Genomic DNA, 15,818 nt, shown 5'->3' with positions numbered 1-15,818 from the left:
TCATGGCGAAACGCGATCAGTCAGGCGCCATCACTTTGTGGCTTGCGGCTGCCTTACTCAGTTTGGTTATCTTTACTTCCGTCGCTATTGATACCGCACGCCTGGCTTTTCAGCGTCAGCAACTGCAGTCTATCGCTGATCTTGCCGCCTCGGAAATCGGGCTCAACAACCCTTACTTTATTCAGTCTGAAGGTGCCTCAAACCTCGCCACGATGCTCTCGGACAAATATAAGGATCAGGTGGACAGCCTGACCATTCAGAATGGGTATGCCACCATTCAAAACAATCGCTGGGTCATCGACACCAGCACTGCCGCGGTCGCTAATGGCTACCCGGCATCTAAAGTTGTGGTCACCAAAACGGTTCCCCAAAGTATGATTGCCGGCGGGTTATTCAACGACAATGAAATCACCCTGATGGCAGAAGCTGCAGTCCAGAAAGCAGGTATCATCAGTTTTGGCATTGGCAGTAAAACCCTCAGCTCAGCAGACAGCGGGATCTTGAATGGATTGCTGGGCGGACTGCTAGGCACCAGCCTCGATTTAGACGTAGCCAGTTATGATGGCTTAGCGAACACCTCATTAAAACTGGGCAGTGTCCTTGACGCATTGGCACTTGATCTCGGTTTAGGCTCACCGCAGGAAGTACTCGAAACCAACATATCTCTTCTGTCCGTGCTTGAAACTTACCTCAATGTCCTGGACAACGGCGATCAGTTTCCGGATGGACTGAACCTCATTATCAACCAACTTGCTCTGGTCGAAAGTATTCCTGACATTGTCCTGGGGGATGTATTCACACTAAGTGAAAATGGAACTCAAGGCGCGGCACTGGAGACATCGCTCAGTGCACTGGATTTAATTAAAACCACTATATTTGCTGCCAATAAAGACCATTTTGTTAATATTCCCGCTCTTTCTCTTGGTGTCCCGGGCATTACCGATGTAACAGTGAAAACCCAAATCATCGAACCGCCGCAGTACACGGTTGCAACACTACCAATTAATGAGGACTCGCCGCCAAGTGTTAAAAACTCTCAGGTTGAACTCACACTCACGGCAAGCCTTGACCTAGTTGATGGTATTACTGATGCCTTGAGCTCTGCCACTTTAGGTCTCGCGAATATTGAAGTGTCGCCGCTTGAAATTAACGTGACCGCTGCCCAAGCCAAAGCCACTTTGACACAATTGAATCTCAACCGTGAAAATCCGCAAGCGGAGTTTCTGATTCAAGATTCATTAGTAAGCATCGAGGCAAAACCCATCAGTATCAGCATTGGACTGCTCATTTTTTCTCCAATAGTCATTAGCATAAACATTGATATTTCAGATAATCGCGATCTAACGCCGACTCTCATTGCTCTGGATCAACTACCCTACTCTTCGACGGCGGCCGATAGTATTCAAGAAGACCCAAGCCGAGCATTTACAACTGCATTTGATATCAATATTGATGCCCCACTTGGATTGGGAGCACCACTTAGCATTGTGACAGCCGCCTTGAATAGTTTTTTATCTCCCTTACTCTCAAATGTTCTTACAGCGATTGTAGGTGAAAAACTCGCACCAGCCCTGCAGGCCCTTGGAGTTCCGTTGGGCGGCGCAGACTTATGGGTAGATTCCATCCAGGCATCCTCACATGGTTTGATTCTTTGAATTTAGCCATGCGTGAAGTGTGAGCTGCGGCTATCACCCTTAGTATTACGGTCAATCATTTGAATGATTCAAAACTACCACGCAGCAGCAAGTCAAGTTGGATAGTAGAATGGATAACAATATGATTCATAGTGTAAAAAGATTAAGTGAAAGTCAGTGTTTGCAAGAAACACTCATCCCCATATTTGAATATGATGGCCAGTTCTATCGCTTTAAAGTTCAAGGCGAAGTCGTGTTATCGCTGCAAGGCTCAGTGATTAAGCATAAGGAAGCTGAAAAAATTTATCTGGCATTACTGAAAGCGATGGAGTTAACGTTATCGATAAAATAGGTAGATCTATATAACATGGGGCCAATAACAATATATTGCTAATTGTATGATTAACGCATCATAATTCTTTTTCCACACGTCTGGCACAAATAAATTTCTTTTACACCGAATATTGTGTGCCAAAATCTACGCCGAACTTTCTTTAAGCTGTCGAGGTGACGACAATTCATCCTAACCTCCTTTGAGAATGACAGTGTGCTGGATTTATTCCCACATAGGTACTTATTGCTTACCTGGCAAAATAGATAACGCGCCAGACATAACCACTTGGTTTCTGCCCAAAATTTGGCGTTATAATCCGCTCTTTTTAGTACCTATTCTTAACGAAAATCACCAGGTTAGAAATATCACGCTAATACTTAATCAAACTTGTATTTCTAACCCATCCAATTTCTATATCAATTAATTTTACAAAATATGAAATTAAGTATCAGGCCAGAAAGCAAAGGATATATTGACTGCCAATCAATATATCCTTTTGATATTTCAAATCTATATCTATTTGATTAAAAAGTTTTTATTGTTGCACTTGGTATTTAAATGCCGGAATCACTATTTCTACGCGGCGGTTTTGCTCACGACCTTCTGCCGTTTTGTTCGAAGCAACCGGGCTGCTTTCCCCCTGACCAGTCGCTTTGATACGATAAGCTGCAATGCCTTTTTCTTCCAGTACTGCGGCCACGGCCTGAGCTCGTTTCTCAGACAGCTTCTGGTTATAGGCCTCAGGACCACTTGAGTCAGTATGGCCTGTTACTTCTACTTTCGCCTGCGGGTGCTCTTTCATGAATATGACCAGATCATTGAGTTGCGCTTTTTTCTCAGCACTCAGCTCTGCGCTGTCATTAGCGAAAGTCTTACTATCCAGACGCTGGAACTCAAAGGTTTTGGTCACAATTTGTGGCTCAGGTGCAGGTTTTGCTACGGGAGCTGGTTTCACAGGTGCCATAACTGGAGCAGGCTCTGCACTGCCCCCGAAACGGTAAACCAGGCCTAGCGTGGTTGTGTGCGCTTTAGCACGTACAACATCATTATTGATATCACTCAGGTATTGATACTCAAGACGAACACCAAGATTGCTGGTTGCTGCATATTCCAGACCCGCAGCACCTAAGTATGAGTAATCCGAAGAATTCCCGTAGAATACCCGTGCACCACCAACTTTACCGTACAGATCGAGCGCGTCTGTCAGGCCAACGCTCAATTTGGGCGCAATGGTGAATGCTTCTGCGGTGTCACGATAAATACCCGCGCCATTAAATTTCCCCAAATAGTCGTACCCCCCCTCCAGTGCCAGCCAATCGGTGAGGTTATAACCGAGTAAAGCTCCTGCCGTCGTACCATCCAAGTCACAGGATTCCGAATTATGACACGCGTCATCAAGCCAGGTTTTACCGACTTTAGCGCCAACATACAGATCTGCCATGGTCGCCGTTGATGCGACTAACATGGACGCGGATACCATTGCTGTTAACTTTTGCATAACTATTCCTCACGGTTCATTATTGTGATCGTAGGACTCGCGACTGAAACCTATAAATGGAATTTTTGACAACTGACTGACCATTAAATCGCAAACCTCATCATTCACTATAATAAACAATTCAAAAAGTTGCCTAATAGGTAAGAGGTTTTCTAATCAAAAATGCACATTAACGATGATTAAGTGTATCCAAGGTTTGAACCAGCATTACGGAAAATACAGAAGAATAGCTTGGGAAATAATAGACACTAACTATCTGATTCTAAAAATCAACGCTGTGACATGATATTTTTAACCAGTCACATCGGAAACGCTCTTGAATGAGGAAGGCGTATAATACTTACGCAAGTGGATCGCATTTCGCGAATTTTTCATCAAAGCAAATAAAACTGATTATTGTTTTAAAAAAGTGACTTACTTCAACTGTCATCAGGTGAAACAATGCCGGTGGCAACTCCGCTTGCTGCCGTGCTCACGAGCTAGCAAGAAAGTAAGGCTGGTTAGCTAAACAAGGATAGAGATTGGTACCTTGTTGTTTTCTTGGGCGGACGAATTAATCGCTAACCAGCCTAAAGTGAAGATAACAGATTAAACTGTCATTGAGCTGACATATTGATAATCATCAACTCATCATCCACAACGGAATGACCGAGCGCATGAGTAGTTTCTGAGTCACACCACCAAACACTTTTTGATGAAGATTTTGGTGAGAAAAGGCACCAGAAACAATCAAATCCGCGTTCAACTCCGATGCGACCTCCAACAGTTGCGCGCCAGTTTTTCTACTCTTATGAGCAAAAGCAAGACACTCCACCTCAATCTTATGCCGCGCAAGATAACGAGCCAAATCCACTTGAGTCGGTTTCTTTGACAGGTATTTCTCACTGGTGACCACCACCACTTGTTTGGCTTTTTTGAGTAATGGCAGCGCACTATTCACTGCGTTGGCTCCCGCATTATCGCCATTCCATGCGATCATAATCGTTTCGGGAGCGAAATGGGTTTGTTTGCGAGGCATAACCAAAATGGGTTTGCCTCCATGATTCACTGCCGCCTCGAAGCTGACACTGGTTTGCCCATTAAGCGATTGAGGAATAATGATTAAATCAGAGACTTTACCCCACTCTGCCACGACCTCACCACGATAACCAAAGATATCATGCCAATTGGCACTGACAGCATCAGAGCCGCTGATTTCATCATGAATACTATATTGAGTGCGTAATTGCTCAAAGCTCTGCTTAGCCTGCGCCATGTCATCATGAACGTAATCACGAACCAGCTTATCGATCTGGTCGTAAAACTTTCTTGAGACTAAACGGCGCTCACTGGGCATTAATTTTTCAGCTCCCGTTTGAGCATGCAATACGTCTAAATGTGCGTTGAAAAATTGGGCGACACGCAGTGCGCCCTCTAATCGCTGCTCGCCATCTTCCTGAGAAGCAAATGGCATGATTATCGACCGGATTGACATTGAGCTCTCCTCCTAACCTAATGGCCATGGTAATGATACGGATTCTTGTAATAAGCCCGTTGGCAACTCCAGCATCATGATATGAGTCAGGCCAAGCAAGAATGACGATGCCGCCGCCGTAACCGTTAATGACCTCCACAAACTCATTCCTGCTTTGTTCATTAGGAACAGACAGAAGAAGAGCACAATTGAAATAACGTATCCGACTAAATAGCTACCAATAATCAGTGCAGCCAGCCAATACACATAATGCATGATTGATGCTGTATTACTGTCATAAGCATACCCTTGTACATACTCATTATCATAACAGACCGGAGAACTATCTGGTCTTGTCAATAGTTGCACAACCACAATGGCCGAGAGTAACCACATTCCCGTTGCAACAACGATAGGGAAAATACCGCCAAAGAAACTGCGCTGATAACCGTCATAAATACCGTAGGCAAAAATCAAGTTGATCATCACTGCGAACAAAATTTGAGGTTTGCGACTCGGTGCTTGTTGAAGCTTGTTCTCATTCCCTTCTCCTTCATTACTTTTCTTCATATTTTGACGAATCATAAAGATTAGAGATAACAAAGTGATAGCACCAATGATCATCACTCCTGGACGAAGTAGAAACTCGATACCATCAAACTGAATGGCTTGATACAGATAGGTTTCCATTCCGGAAGAGAGAACAAAACCAATCAGAAAAGCAGGTCGTGGCCAGTCAAATCGCTTCATCAGGATCCCGAGAACCCCTATCGCAAGCAAAGTCACCAGATCAGCCAGATCACGGGTTGCCTGGAATGCCGCAAAGCAGATAACCATCACCATAAATGGAGCCAGAAGCGCATAACGTACCGTGGTTAATCGTGCCACCCAAGGTGAAATGAGCATACATGCCGCGGCGCCAAAGATATTCGCCAGAGCAAGGGACCAAACAATGGTGTAAGTAATATGTAGATCAGTACTTACCATCGCAGGACCAGGTTCAAGACCGACTAAAACCATTCCTCCCAGAAAGACCGCCATACTGCCCGAGCCGGGAATACCAAATAACAAAGTCGGGACAAGGCCACCGCCTTCTTTTGCGTTATTGGATGATTCAGGTGCAATAACCCCTCTTACATCACCGTGACCAAATCTCGGTTTATCTTTTGTTGTTTGTACCGCGTGACCATAAGCTATCCAGTCAACGACACTACCACCGAGACCAGGAAGTGCACCGATGATACAGCCGATAACACTACAGCGCAGCGCTAGCCATTTATTGGCGAAAAAGTCCTTAACACCAGAGAACCAACCTGACCCCAGCTTACTGGCATTTGCGATCGGTTTGTTTTGCCGCAACAGATCAATAATTTCTGGCAGCGCAAAAATGCCAAGCCCGACGACAACCAAAGGTATGCCATCCATGAGATAGAAATTATCGAATGACATTCGATATTCACCCGTTGCCGGCGCACTGCCAACACTGCCCAGCAAAATCCCCAAACCGCACGCGGATAAGCCTTTTACTAAGCTTTTCCCGGCCAACGATCCAACCATAGTCAGTCCGAGCAAGGTGAGCATAAAAAGTTCACCAGACCCAAATGCCAGAATGACCGGACGGGCGATCAAAACAAAGCCAGTCAATACTACCGCACCAAACAACCCTCCGAATAATGAGGCAGTAAAAGCCGCAGACAGAGCACGCGCCGCATGGCCGTTTTTAGCCATAGGGAAACCATCCAGTACCGTCGCCTGGGAACCGCTCGAACCGGGAATCCCCATCAATACAGAAGTAAAGGTATCTGAGGTCGGAATAACCGCAACTAAGCCAATCAGCATAGCGAGTGCAGAAATGGGCTCCATCCCATATAAGAATGGCAGCAGTAATGATAAACCGGCAATACCTCCCAGTCCTGGGAAGATACCTATTGCTAGACCAAGCAGCACGCCACCAAGCATATATATGAGGTGATGAACTGATAAAATTGTCTGCAAAGCGGTAAGTAATTCATTCAACATCCTTGAATCCTTATAATTTCACATTGCAATATAATAGTTAATAAAATTATTTATATTTACGCCTAACGATAATGTCAGAGTAAACCACCTATTTCTCTCAATATATTTAATAGAAATTAAAGTAAGTAATAAAAAGCTTAAAGCACAGTGTTATATTTATCCTTCAGCCATTTAGCAATCCACTTTTTACTTTCTTCATCCAGTGAAAGAATTGAATCCATCGCTTGATCCGCTTCAACACCTGTCAGCTGTTTATAGTTACCTAACACCTCATCAGCTCTTGTTTTAAAGTCTGGCACTTCAACCAGTTTATTCATCGCATCACGCCAAGCCAGTTTAATATCTTCTGGGGTTGACTTAGGCAATAAGAACACCTTCTGAGCCACAAATCCGGCCACGAAGAAAGACTTCCACACGTTGAAACCCTGTGAAGTCGCCTCATCACCTTTCGCCATCTGGTACACTTCACCGAAATGCGGGATGTCAGGAAAGTTAGGATCACGTTGCAGTTTGCCTTGAGCATCGATCACACCAAAACTGAACAAAGGAACCGCTTTACCTTCTTCAACAAGAGGCACAACTTTTTTCAGATACGCTGAAGTGGTTTGTGAATCCAGATTCACTTCACCTCGTTCAAATGCCAGTCTGCCTGCACCGCGTCCTTTCATACCGAAGACGGCTTGCACATCCGCACCGAGTAAATCCAAGGCGAGTAATGGCACGAGGTCGATGCTGGTTGCACCCTGGCTTGCGTATTTGAACTCCAGCTTGTTGAGATTGTTAACAAACTCCTCGGCATTGTTGATTCCTTCGTTGGCTGAAATATACACAACGCCTCCGGTTGGTGTTGCCAGTACCGCGCTCCAATCCTTATAGTCATATTGAACCCGGCGGTCACCAAGCAAATAGGTATAGTGGGTTGATGCAGAACTCGCCAAGATATCCAAACCATTGTCGTTGGCTCGTCGAGCAAACTGGTTTGCACCTTTGGTTGAGCCACTGCCAGGAACATTTTTTATCACCACGACAGGTTCACCTGGCAGCGATTGAGTCATGTAAGGGCCAAAAAAACGAGCCCAAGTATCGGTCCCCCCTCCTTCTTTGTAAGGGACGGTCATTTCAATACGTTCGCCTTCGAAACTCACTGATTGCGCATTCACTTGCGATGCCAGACAAAATGTCATCAACGTAGCAGATACAATCTTACTGCTGATCCGTAACACGGTGCGATTCATAGTATTGCTAAGCAGCATTAGTGCCTCCTTAAATTCTTGTGGCTTTATGTAGTGTTAATCGCGGCAGTGCGATAGGGTCACAGTAGGGGGTCAAACTGTCACCAAACTGACACACCCACAGCTTATTAACAAACTTGCTACATAGATCTCGGGATAAATGGAATGTGCTGTACGCCGACACGCACAACTAAGCTAGATAGACATCGCCTTTAAACAGCGGTCTTGCGGTCCGCACTAACGCCGCCTGGGCAATCACAGGTTCAGATTCACCTTCAAGAACGGTAATCTTTACTTCAATTTTGCCACTCGGATGCTCAATGATGACCGAGCCCGCAGAGGCTTTGGCATACTGATGCGTGACTGTGCCTTCAATCAGGCTGGCTGCGCCGACGCAAATCGCGCCGGTCACCGCGTGACTGGCATGACAATTGTGAGGAACAAGATACCGAGAAGTTATTGTACCGGTATCATGAGGAGGAGAGACAATCGCAACTTTAGGTATCACGCTACCGCGCACATCACCCAAGCCCATTTTTTCACCTGCTACAAGGCGAATCGCTTCAATCTTACTAAGTAACTCGGTATTACTATCGATCTCCGCTTTCGATTCGTTGCCAATTAAGCCCAGAGCCTGCGCAGGGATGTGAACCATGGGAACAGCAGCATCAATGCAACTGACCTCAATGCCATGAATTATTTCTTTGACAGAACCTGTCGGAAAGAGTTTACCCGTTTTAGCGCCGCCAACATCTAAGAAATTAAGCAGCACCGGAGACCCAGAACCGGGCACACCATCAATGGCTGTCGTCCCCTCAAACTGCAGTTGTTTATCCGGCGTTTCGGCTGTCACTTCAATAATCGTATTGGTATTAATATTTTTAACACGTACGGTTGTCGTGCCTTCTGTCAGTTCGATCAAGCCTTTTTCCGTAGCGAAGGCGATAACACCGGATAAGATATTTCCGCAAGAAGGTCTGGTGTCAACGACTTTTTCTTCTACGCCGACTTGGGCAAAGAAATAATCCAACTGCGCATCGCTGGATTCAGATCGAGAGATGATACCCACTTTACTCGTTAATGTAGTACCACCGCCAATGCCATTAATCTGCTGCGCGTCACCAGATCCCATGACTTTAATCAGTAATTCATCTCTCTCATCAGGGGATTGAGGTAGATCAGAGGCGAGAAAATAAGCCCCTTTTGATGTACCACCGCGGATCAACATACAGGGAATAGATTGGGGAAATGTCATTTTTAGCTCCTTACCATTAGACCCACTTTTCCAGTCCTGGAAAAGTGGCGGTATCAAGCTACAAAATGAACCTGTCAATTCACTGACTCATGACTGACTCACCGTCGTAAACGTTCAGTCAGTCATAATTTTTCAGTGCATTTTCCCATTCGGTAGTGACGATCTCGTGTTTACTTTTATCGGCGAACACAAGTAAACGGACGTCCAGAGGCAAAGGCTTGAGTTGCTCAGCATATTGTTGTCGTAGAAATGAGGCTGAATTGACGCTATTTATATCCGAACGTATCGGTGGCATATTCGTGTATTGTGCCATTGTCCATTGCCCGGATGATGACAGTAAATAGTCAATAAACCGTTTTGCGTCTTGCTTGTTCTGAGTGGTGCGATTGATAAGAGCGGTACGAATAATCACCGGCGTATAATCTTTCATTGCGGTAATGGTGACATTAGCGCGCTGATCTTTCCAACTGTTTGAATATGAGCCTAATATATTATAAGCCATGGCAATCTCGCCATTGCTTAGCGCCTCTAACATCTCACGTGTGCTATTAAAAGTCCGTGCATTATGATGATTAAATAATTCCAAAAATTGTCCATAATTACGAGCCTGCTGTCGTTCAAAAGACCAGAATAAATAACCAATACCCACTGAGCGTATATCATAAAGTCCTATTTTCCCCATGAGCTCGTGACTGTATCGCCGGATGAATGAAAGCAATTCAACTCGATTAGTCGGGACTTGTTTACCCTCTAAAAAGGCATTATTAAACACAATCACAGCAGGCTCAAAACTGACACCAAACAGCTCATCACGCCATCGGCTCCAGTCGGGTAACACAACAAAACTCCCGTCTTCACTCGATCTTTCATGGTGATACTCAAGTGAATAGCCATCATTAACCAAGCCCAGTTGCAGGTGCATCGCTGAGCTGATGACGACATCCGGTTGAGGAAGAATCTTCTGGCGTACATATTGGTCAAGCTTTTCACTCGTCATCCAGCGATAGCGTAGTTCGATGTTCGGATTACGCTGAGAAAAATCATCGAGCAAAGGTTGCATTTCCGACAAGTAAGCTGCCCCAAATACCCTAACAATGCGCGGATTCATTTGATTGGCGCAAACATTATAAGTACTGAAGCCAAATACTATGATTAACAGCATCGTACGAAAAGCTTTCATTGAATCTCCTCCCATTTTCTGTACGGAAATTGTATCTCTACCGTTAACCCTTGTGGAGTCGTGTCATACAACACTAATCTGGCATGATATTTCTTAGCCACATCTGCGGCGATAGACATACCGAGTCCAGAGCCAGTTTGCTTATTTCCTGAAGTACGATAAAACCTCTCAAAAACATACGGCTTGTCTTCATCTTTTATGCCAATGCCGAAATCTCGAATCAAGATAATAGCCTTAGTTCCACGGCGCATCACTTCAACTTCAACCTGACTATTCTCCGAAGAATATTTAATCGCATTCTCTATGAGGTTAGACAGCATCTGCTTGAGTGCAAACTCATCACCTTTGATTTGATATTGTCCACTGTGCTGAAAACTGAGTCCTATATTGCGTTTTAATGCGTTGATAGCCAGTTCACGGCAAACCGACTGCACCAGCTGATTAATATTAATGCTGGTTGGCTCCAGGCTCTGAAAGCGATGTTTAATGGTGGCATGATTCAAAAGCTGTTCGATAGTTCTTTCTAAAATGCCACACGCTTCTAAAACACGATGCAGCGAATACACCGTTTTAGGGGATGTTTCCCGGCTTAACATCAACTCAACCTGAGAGCGCATCCCCGCGACCGGCGTCTTAAGCTGATGAGCTGCCTCACTGGTAAAGTTCTTCAAATTGATTAACGTATTATCCAACTGGGACATGAAGCTATTAATTGTTTTAACAAGATTGATGACTTCCTCTGGCCCCTGCAGATCGATGGGAGTCAGATCAATATTCGAACGTTGAGATATTTTTTGATTAATCCGCTTGAGTGGTTTGAGTACTTGGGTGATTAAAACAACAATGACAATAATGATACAAAGTACGACACCAAATATCAGCTTAGAAGCCGTATCTGACAAGGTTTGCTCCCAGTTTTTTCTCGCTTCTGTCGTTTGTCCGATCAATACATACACATGATGTGGTCCTTTCCTGGTGTTGATCACCCGACCAACCAAGGCAAAGCGTACATGCTGTTGTTTGAACTTTAGATCAAAGAAGTGCGGAACCACCTCTAAATTAAGAGGGTTCGCGTTAATTTGAGCAATTACAATCTGTTCGGATAACAGAGATTGGTACCCAGTGACATACTCTCGCTGCCTCGTTGTCACCAAATAAAACACCTTGTCACGCGGAGAGTCGGCCAGGCCACTAAAGGCTGAAAACGGCAGATCAACACTCAATTCCTCACCGTCTAAGCGAACTTCATCCAAAATTTGTAATGCGGCATACGCAAGCGGGCGATCGAAGGTGTGCTGAGCGGTTTCATATGCAAAACGTTTGACTGCCACCATAAATATTAAACCGATGAACAGTAATGCACTGGTGGAATAAGCAAGTAAACGAAAGCGAAGGGAACCTGTTGATATAGGAAGGCCAAACATCATACTGGCACAGCTAAAACATAACCCAACCCTCGAAGAGTTTTAATCTCTACATCGCTATTCGCAAGTGCCCTGCGTAATCGCCCAACATAAGTTTCAATAGCATTTTGGTTGGGAGGATTATCATAGCCATATAAGTGATCAATAATTTCTTCTTTACTCAAAACTCGATTAGGGTGAGTAATAAACACTTCAAGCAGGCGATATTCCCGCTGTTTAAGCTGTATATTTTCTCCATTAACTTTCACTGTCGCCGTGACTGAATCAAAACTAAGATTACCCAACTCTATTACATTATGATCATTGCCACGACTACGCCGAACAATACTTCTGCAGCGTGCCTCAAGTTCGCCTAAGTCGAAAGGTTTACTTAAAAAATCATCCGCGCCGAGATCAAGTAAATTAATTCGGTCGAACACCTGTTTTCGCGCAGTTAGAATCAGGATAGGCGTATTTGAAAGTTGGCGGATTTTTTTAGTGATTTCTTCTCCGCTTCGTTTGGGTAAATTAAGGTCTAAAATAATCAAATCATACTGTGTGTGACTGATCAGTGAATAGGCAACATCACCATCATAAGCACAGTCTACGCCATGGCCAAGGTCATTGAAGCGTTGCTCTAATGACTCACTGATTAATCGATCATCCTCAACAATTAAAACTCGCATTGCTCTTTTTGACTTCCCTGAATAGCAAATGGCTTATTCAACTCATATGATAATGAGTAAAAAGTGCCCAATACCGACATCACATATCGGCCGACCACGCTAACGTGTCAGCCAAGGCGCAAATTTACACTAATCTTACTCATTTACGCACCCATGCTCACTTATTTTTAACCTTGATCACACATATAACAATTCTATCAAAAGAAATGCATGTCGGTGGTAGATGAGTGAGCGACTCGAAGCCGATCACATTAGTTTCATGAATAAATTAACATACTGTATTAATTGTATTTTAATTTAATAGGTCGACATTTGATGCTTCAATGAAATGGCAATCACAGCATATCAGAAGAGAAAGAGTATCAGACAAAAAGACACCGAAGCTTGCATCCATACGGCATTGAGCAATGGAACGGTATTGAGCAATGGAACGGTATTGAGCAATAGAGCAGACTAGGCCGGGATCAAGTGCCAGATTTAACTTGACCACGGCCGATGACATCAGGCTGGTTCTAGCCACCTTCATGGTTCAATATCATTTACCACCAAGCTTCAAACATGGCGCCGAAGGTGAGCGTATCGAGACGAGTTGACTGCATTTCACCCGTGGCAGAATCAAAACCAACATATTCATTGTCTGCACTGCCCACTGTGGTATAGAAACGTAACATCGGACGTGCCCAAGTTTGAGAGCCGATGGCAATGTTTTGCGAAACAGTTATTTTCCATGAAGAGTTTGTGGCATCAACATCTTTATAATCCACGATGCTGTAACCACCCTCAATCCAGGTGGAATTAATACTGTCCCACGCATACGTTGGTCTGATAATTACGTTGTAGTTCGCTCGATCATTATAATCGGCGACATCCAGGAACTGATAAGCAGCTAAATACTGTACTCCGGCTTTGTCAGAAAAATCGGTTTTACCATTGTAACTCACTAACCAGGCTTCCTGATCTTCAACCAGATCAAACACACTATCTTTGGCATTATTCGAATAACGGAATAATAACTGATGTCCATTCATCGAAAGATCCGCTGCCAACTGATAAGCTTTGGTATCATAATAAGGCTGTTCTTTGGCTTTCTCAGATGCGAAGCCGTAGTTTGCATAGAAAGACAGATCAGCTTTATCAAAAATCCGCATCCCGTGTATTTTCGAGGTAATGCCATATTTACCGCTGTCTCCGACCATATCGCCTTGAACCTGCGCTATACCTCCCAGGTCAAGCTTTACTCCACCTAAGTTCAGATTATAAAAACCACCCCCTTGACCATCATGAGTCATCCAAAAATAGTCATTGAGATCCGTTTGAGGTCGCTGATGAAAGTCACGCCCCGCCCAGACACGCAACTCTGGCTGTGAAGGCAGGAAGTTAGTAACACTGGCATAAGCTTTTTTCAGTTTCACGCCGCCGTTTTGGGCCCAGGACTCATCAGAGTAATGGTCAAACATCACCACGATGTCCCATTTTGCCCCTTGATCACTGGTAAATGTTCTCGACAGGGCAAATTCTCCGCCGTTGTTTTCATTTCCTAGGCGACCGGTTGCATTGCCGTTCAATGCTCCGGCCGTGGTTACTAATTTTTCGTCACTATTTTGAAATGCACCGCCGTATCGAGCGTAACCGGTAAAGTTGAAACCTTCTATATTTGCTGCAAGAGTAGAGGTGGATAAAAATGGAGAACTCAAAGCAATACAAGCAGAGATTAATTTTAACGCTTTCATTTCTTATACCTATTATTAGACAGTAATTTTTATTTAAAATTGACAACGCTATTAATACACTTATTAGTAAATTTATAGAGAAAGCGATGTCACTCATTAACTGTATCAGTTAATGTTTTTTTCTATTAAGAATTGATATTCTTATAAATGGTGAAATTTCAAAAAATTATAATTTTACGCATGGGGATGAAGGGTTATAGCCCTCCTCTTCGCTTCTGACGGCAACATTAGTAAAGGAAAAATCCAAATTATTCATGCTATCCCAAGGCCCGGACAGATATAGCGCTTTTCTAACTTGAGTCAGATTACCTTGTGGGATCAATGAGCCTATCGGTAATTGACAGCGATACCATTCATTATCAGCGGGTAAAATCGCATTATCCAGGGTCAAGAATGTATTGAAATCTTCAGTAATCCCATCCATTCGAAGCTGGATACCATTGGTTTCTCCGTAACTCTTAACCATCAGGTCGAGGCTGATGAACTTATCCTGAACTGCAGAAAAATTCTTGTCTGCACTATCGCTTCCAAGAAAAACGCCGCCATTATCAGACGATGAAACGTGAATCACTTGATTGTTTTCTGCTACATCAAACCCAAAGCTATTCAATGGATAAACAGAAGAGTAATCTTGCGCCTGCGCTTTATCACCGGAATAGTAAAGCGCGATATCCGTACTTTGCAGAGCAGGTGGTTGATTAACGCCACTTGAAGCCGGATCTGAGCCACAGCTAATCAGGACGGAGTCCGTGCCCGCATTCAATCTATATTCTACGTCGGTTATCTCGTAATCAAACGGCTGCTGGACATCGAGATGAAACGGCGTCCCCACTTTAGTTAAATCAATTGCGGTGGCACCATCAAAAGGTTGGAAACACTGTACTGGCACAGTCAGGGTTTCCCACTGCCCGCCCCCTGCTAATTCCTCTAATGCGTCAGAAACAACCAAACTGCTCCTGTTTGGCCATTCGTTATCAATTGACACCACGATGGATGACGGCAGAGCACTTTTAGCTCGGAGTTTAAATTGCAAAAAGCCGGACTGATACTGACTCAGGTTCATAGCCGATTCAGATTTGAGCATGAAAATATGACTGCCAGTACCCGAAATCTGTATGTCGGCTGTATCATTTTGCCCGTTATTGTTAATCAACACCGCATTGATACCGGTCATGCTGGCAGGTGAACCACTGACCTCCTTGACATTCCAACCGTCACTTTCTGATTGAACCCAAGCAGATACCGATCCGAGGGAATTCACACCCAACAGTTTTGATTGCTCCGTTGGTTGAACGTCCAGATGATCGATCTCTTTATCAAATTTACACCCTGTAATGATCAGAGGGAATAAAGAGAAAAGAACCGACTTTTTAATTATTATATTCATTATTTAC

The 15,818-nt window shown here is 44.1% G+C and carries 12 protein-coding genes; 2 read left to right on the top strand and 10 right to left on the bottom strand.

Annotated features, from left to right (window positions below):
- Positions 1-2 precede the first annotated feature (2 nt).
- The gene (locus E6C74_RS02255; RefSeq protein ID WP_136482953.1) at positions 3-1,655 is read left to right on the top strand and encodes a pilus assembly protein TadG-related protein; all 1,653 of its coding nucleotides are present in this window, start codon (positions 3-5) and stop codon (positions 1,653-1,655) included.
- Positions 1,656-1,764: 109 nt separating this feature from the next.
- Positions 1,765-1,986, top strand: coding sequence for a hypothetical protein (locus E6C74_RS02250; protein ID WP_136482951.1), 222 nt, complete (start codon positions 1,765-1,767; stop codon positions 1,984-1,986).
- A gap of 517 nt (positions 1,987-2,503) precedes the next feature.
- Here E6C74_RS02250 and E6C74_RS02245 read toward each other — a convergent pair.
- From E6C74_RS02245 to E6C74_RS02200, 10 genes are all read right to left on the bottom strand, one after another.
- Positions 2,504-3,466, bottom strand: a complete 963-nt coding sequence (locus E6C74_RS02245; RefSeq protein WP_136482949.1) for an OmpA family protein — start codon at positions 3,464-3,466, stop codon at positions 2,504-2,506.
- A 622-nt stretch (positions 3,467-4,088) separates the two neighbouring features.
- Entirely contained in the window at positions 4,089-4,940 is an 852-nt protein-coding gene (locus E6C74_RS02240; protein ID WP_136482947.1) for a universal stress protein, read from the bottom strand.
- Positions 4,941-4,952: 12 nt separating this feature from the next.
- Positions 4,953-6,938, bottom strand: a complete 1,986-nt coding sequence (locus tag E6C74_RS02235; protein ID WP_136482945.1) for a tripartite tricarboxylate transporter permease — start codon at positions 6,936-6,938, stop codon at positions 4,953-4,955.
- A 137-nt stretch (positions 6,939-7,075) separates the two neighbouring features.
- On the bottom strand, positions 7,076-8,191 hold the full coding sequence (locus E6C74_RS02230; protein ID WP_136482943.1) for a tripartite tricarboxylate transporter substrate-binding protein: 1,116 nt from the start codon (positions 8,189-8,191) through the stop codon (positions 7,076-7,078).
- 169 nt (positions 8,192-8,360) lie between these two features.
- Positions 8,361-9,425, bottom strand: a complete 1,065-nt coding sequence (locus E6C74_RS02225; RefSeq protein ID WP_136482941.1) for a 4-oxalomesaconate tautomerase — start codon at positions 9,423-9,425, stop codon at positions 8,361-8,363.
- 118 nt (positions 9,426-9,543) lie between these two features.
- Positions 9,544-10,605: an ABC transporter substrate-binding protein gene (locus E6C74_RS02220; RefSeq protein WP_240798108.1), complete on the bottom strand. Its 1,062-nt coding sequence runs from the start codon at positions 10,603-10,605 to the stop codon at positions 9,544-9,546.
- Positions 10,602-12,032, bottom strand: a complete 1,431-nt coding sequence (locus tag E6C74_RS02215) for a sensor histidine kinase (RefSeq protein ID WP_136482938.1) — start codon at positions 12,030-12,032, stop codon at positions 10,602-10,604. Before E6C74_RS02215 ends, E6C74_RS02220 begins: the two co-directional genes overlap by 4 nt.
- Positions 12,029-12,694 (bottom strand): response regulator transcription factor, encoded by a 666-nt coding sequence (locus E6C74_RS02210; RefSeq protein WP_136482936.1) that lies wholly within the window; start codon positions 12,692-12,694, stop codon positions 12,029-12,031. The genes E6C74_RS02215 and E6C74_RS02210 overlap by 4 nt, the downstream gene beginning before the upstream one ends.
- A gap of 539 nt (positions 12,695-13,233) precedes the next feature.
- Positions 13,234-14,424, bottom strand: a complete 1,191-nt coding sequence (locus E6C74_RS02205) for a carbohydrate porin (RefSeq protein WP_136482934.1) — start codon at positions 14,422-14,424, stop codon at positions 13,234-13,236.
- A gap of 166 nt (positions 14,425-14,590) precedes the next feature.
- Positions 14,591-15,811, bottom strand: coding sequence for a putative glycoside hydrolase (locus tag E6C74_RS02200; protein ID WP_136482932.1), 1,221 nt, complete (start codon positions 15,809-15,811; stop codon positions 14,591-14,593).
- Positions 15,812-15,818 lie beyond the last annotated feature (7 nt).

Origin of the sequence: Vibrio sp. H11 (assembly GCF_004804295.1) — a bacterium.
Lineage (GTDB): Bacteria > Pseudomonadota > Gammaproteobacteria > Enterobacterales > Vibrionaceae > Vibrio > Vibrio ostreae.
The sequence above is the reverse complement of the archived record's forward strand: the minus strand, read 5'-3'. Positions and strand labels throughout refer to the sequence as shown.

Coding starts and splice junctions, on each gene's coding strand:
- E6C74_RS02205 (WP_136482934.1), bottom strand. CDS start 14,424: ATGAAAGCGTTAAAATTAATCTCTGCTTGTATTGCTTTGAGTTCTCCA.
- E6C74_RS02235 (WP_136482945.1), bottom strand. CDS start 6,938: ATGTTGAATGAATTACTTACCGCTTTGCAGACAATTTTATCAGTTCAT.
- E6C74_RS02210 (WP_136482936.1), bottom strand. CDS start 12,694: ATGCGAGTTTTAATTGTTGAGGATGATCGATTAATCAGTGAGTCATTA.
- E6C74_RS02245 (WP_136482949.1), bottom strand. CDS start 3,466: ATGCAAAAGTTAACAGCAATGGTATCCGCGTCCATGTTAGTCGCATCA.
- E6C74_RS02220 (WP_240798108.1), bottom strand. CDS start 10,605: ATGAAAGCTTTTCGTACGATGCTGTTAATCATAGTATTTGGCTTCAGT.
- E6C74_RS02225 (WP_136482941.1), bottom strand. CDS start 9,425: ATGACATTTCCCCAATCTATTCCCTGTATGTTGATCCGCGGTGGTACA.
- E6C74_RS02255 (WP_136482953.1), top strand. CDS start 3: ATGGCGAAACGCGATCAGTCAGGCGCCATCACTTTGTGGCTTGCGGCT.
- E6C74_RS02250 (WP_136482951.1), top strand. CDS start 1,765: ATGGATAACAATATGATTCATAGTGTAAAAAGATTAAGTGAAAGTCAG.
- E6C74_RS02200 (WP_136482932.1), bottom strand. CDS start 15,811: ATGAATATAATAATTAAAAAGTCGGTTCTTTTCTCTTTATTCCCTCTG.
- E6C74_RS02215 (WP_136482938.1), bottom strand. CDS start 12,032: ATGATGTTTGGCCTTCCTATATCAACAGGTTCCCTTCGCTTTCGTTTA.
- E6C74_RS02240 (WP_136482947.1), bottom strand. CDS start 4,940: ATGTCAATCCGGTCGATAATCATGCCATTTGCTTCTCAGGAAGATGGC.
- E6C74_RS02230 (WP_136482943.1), bottom strand. CDS start 8,191: ATGCTGCTTAGCAATACTATGAATCGCACCGTGTTACGGATCAGCAGT.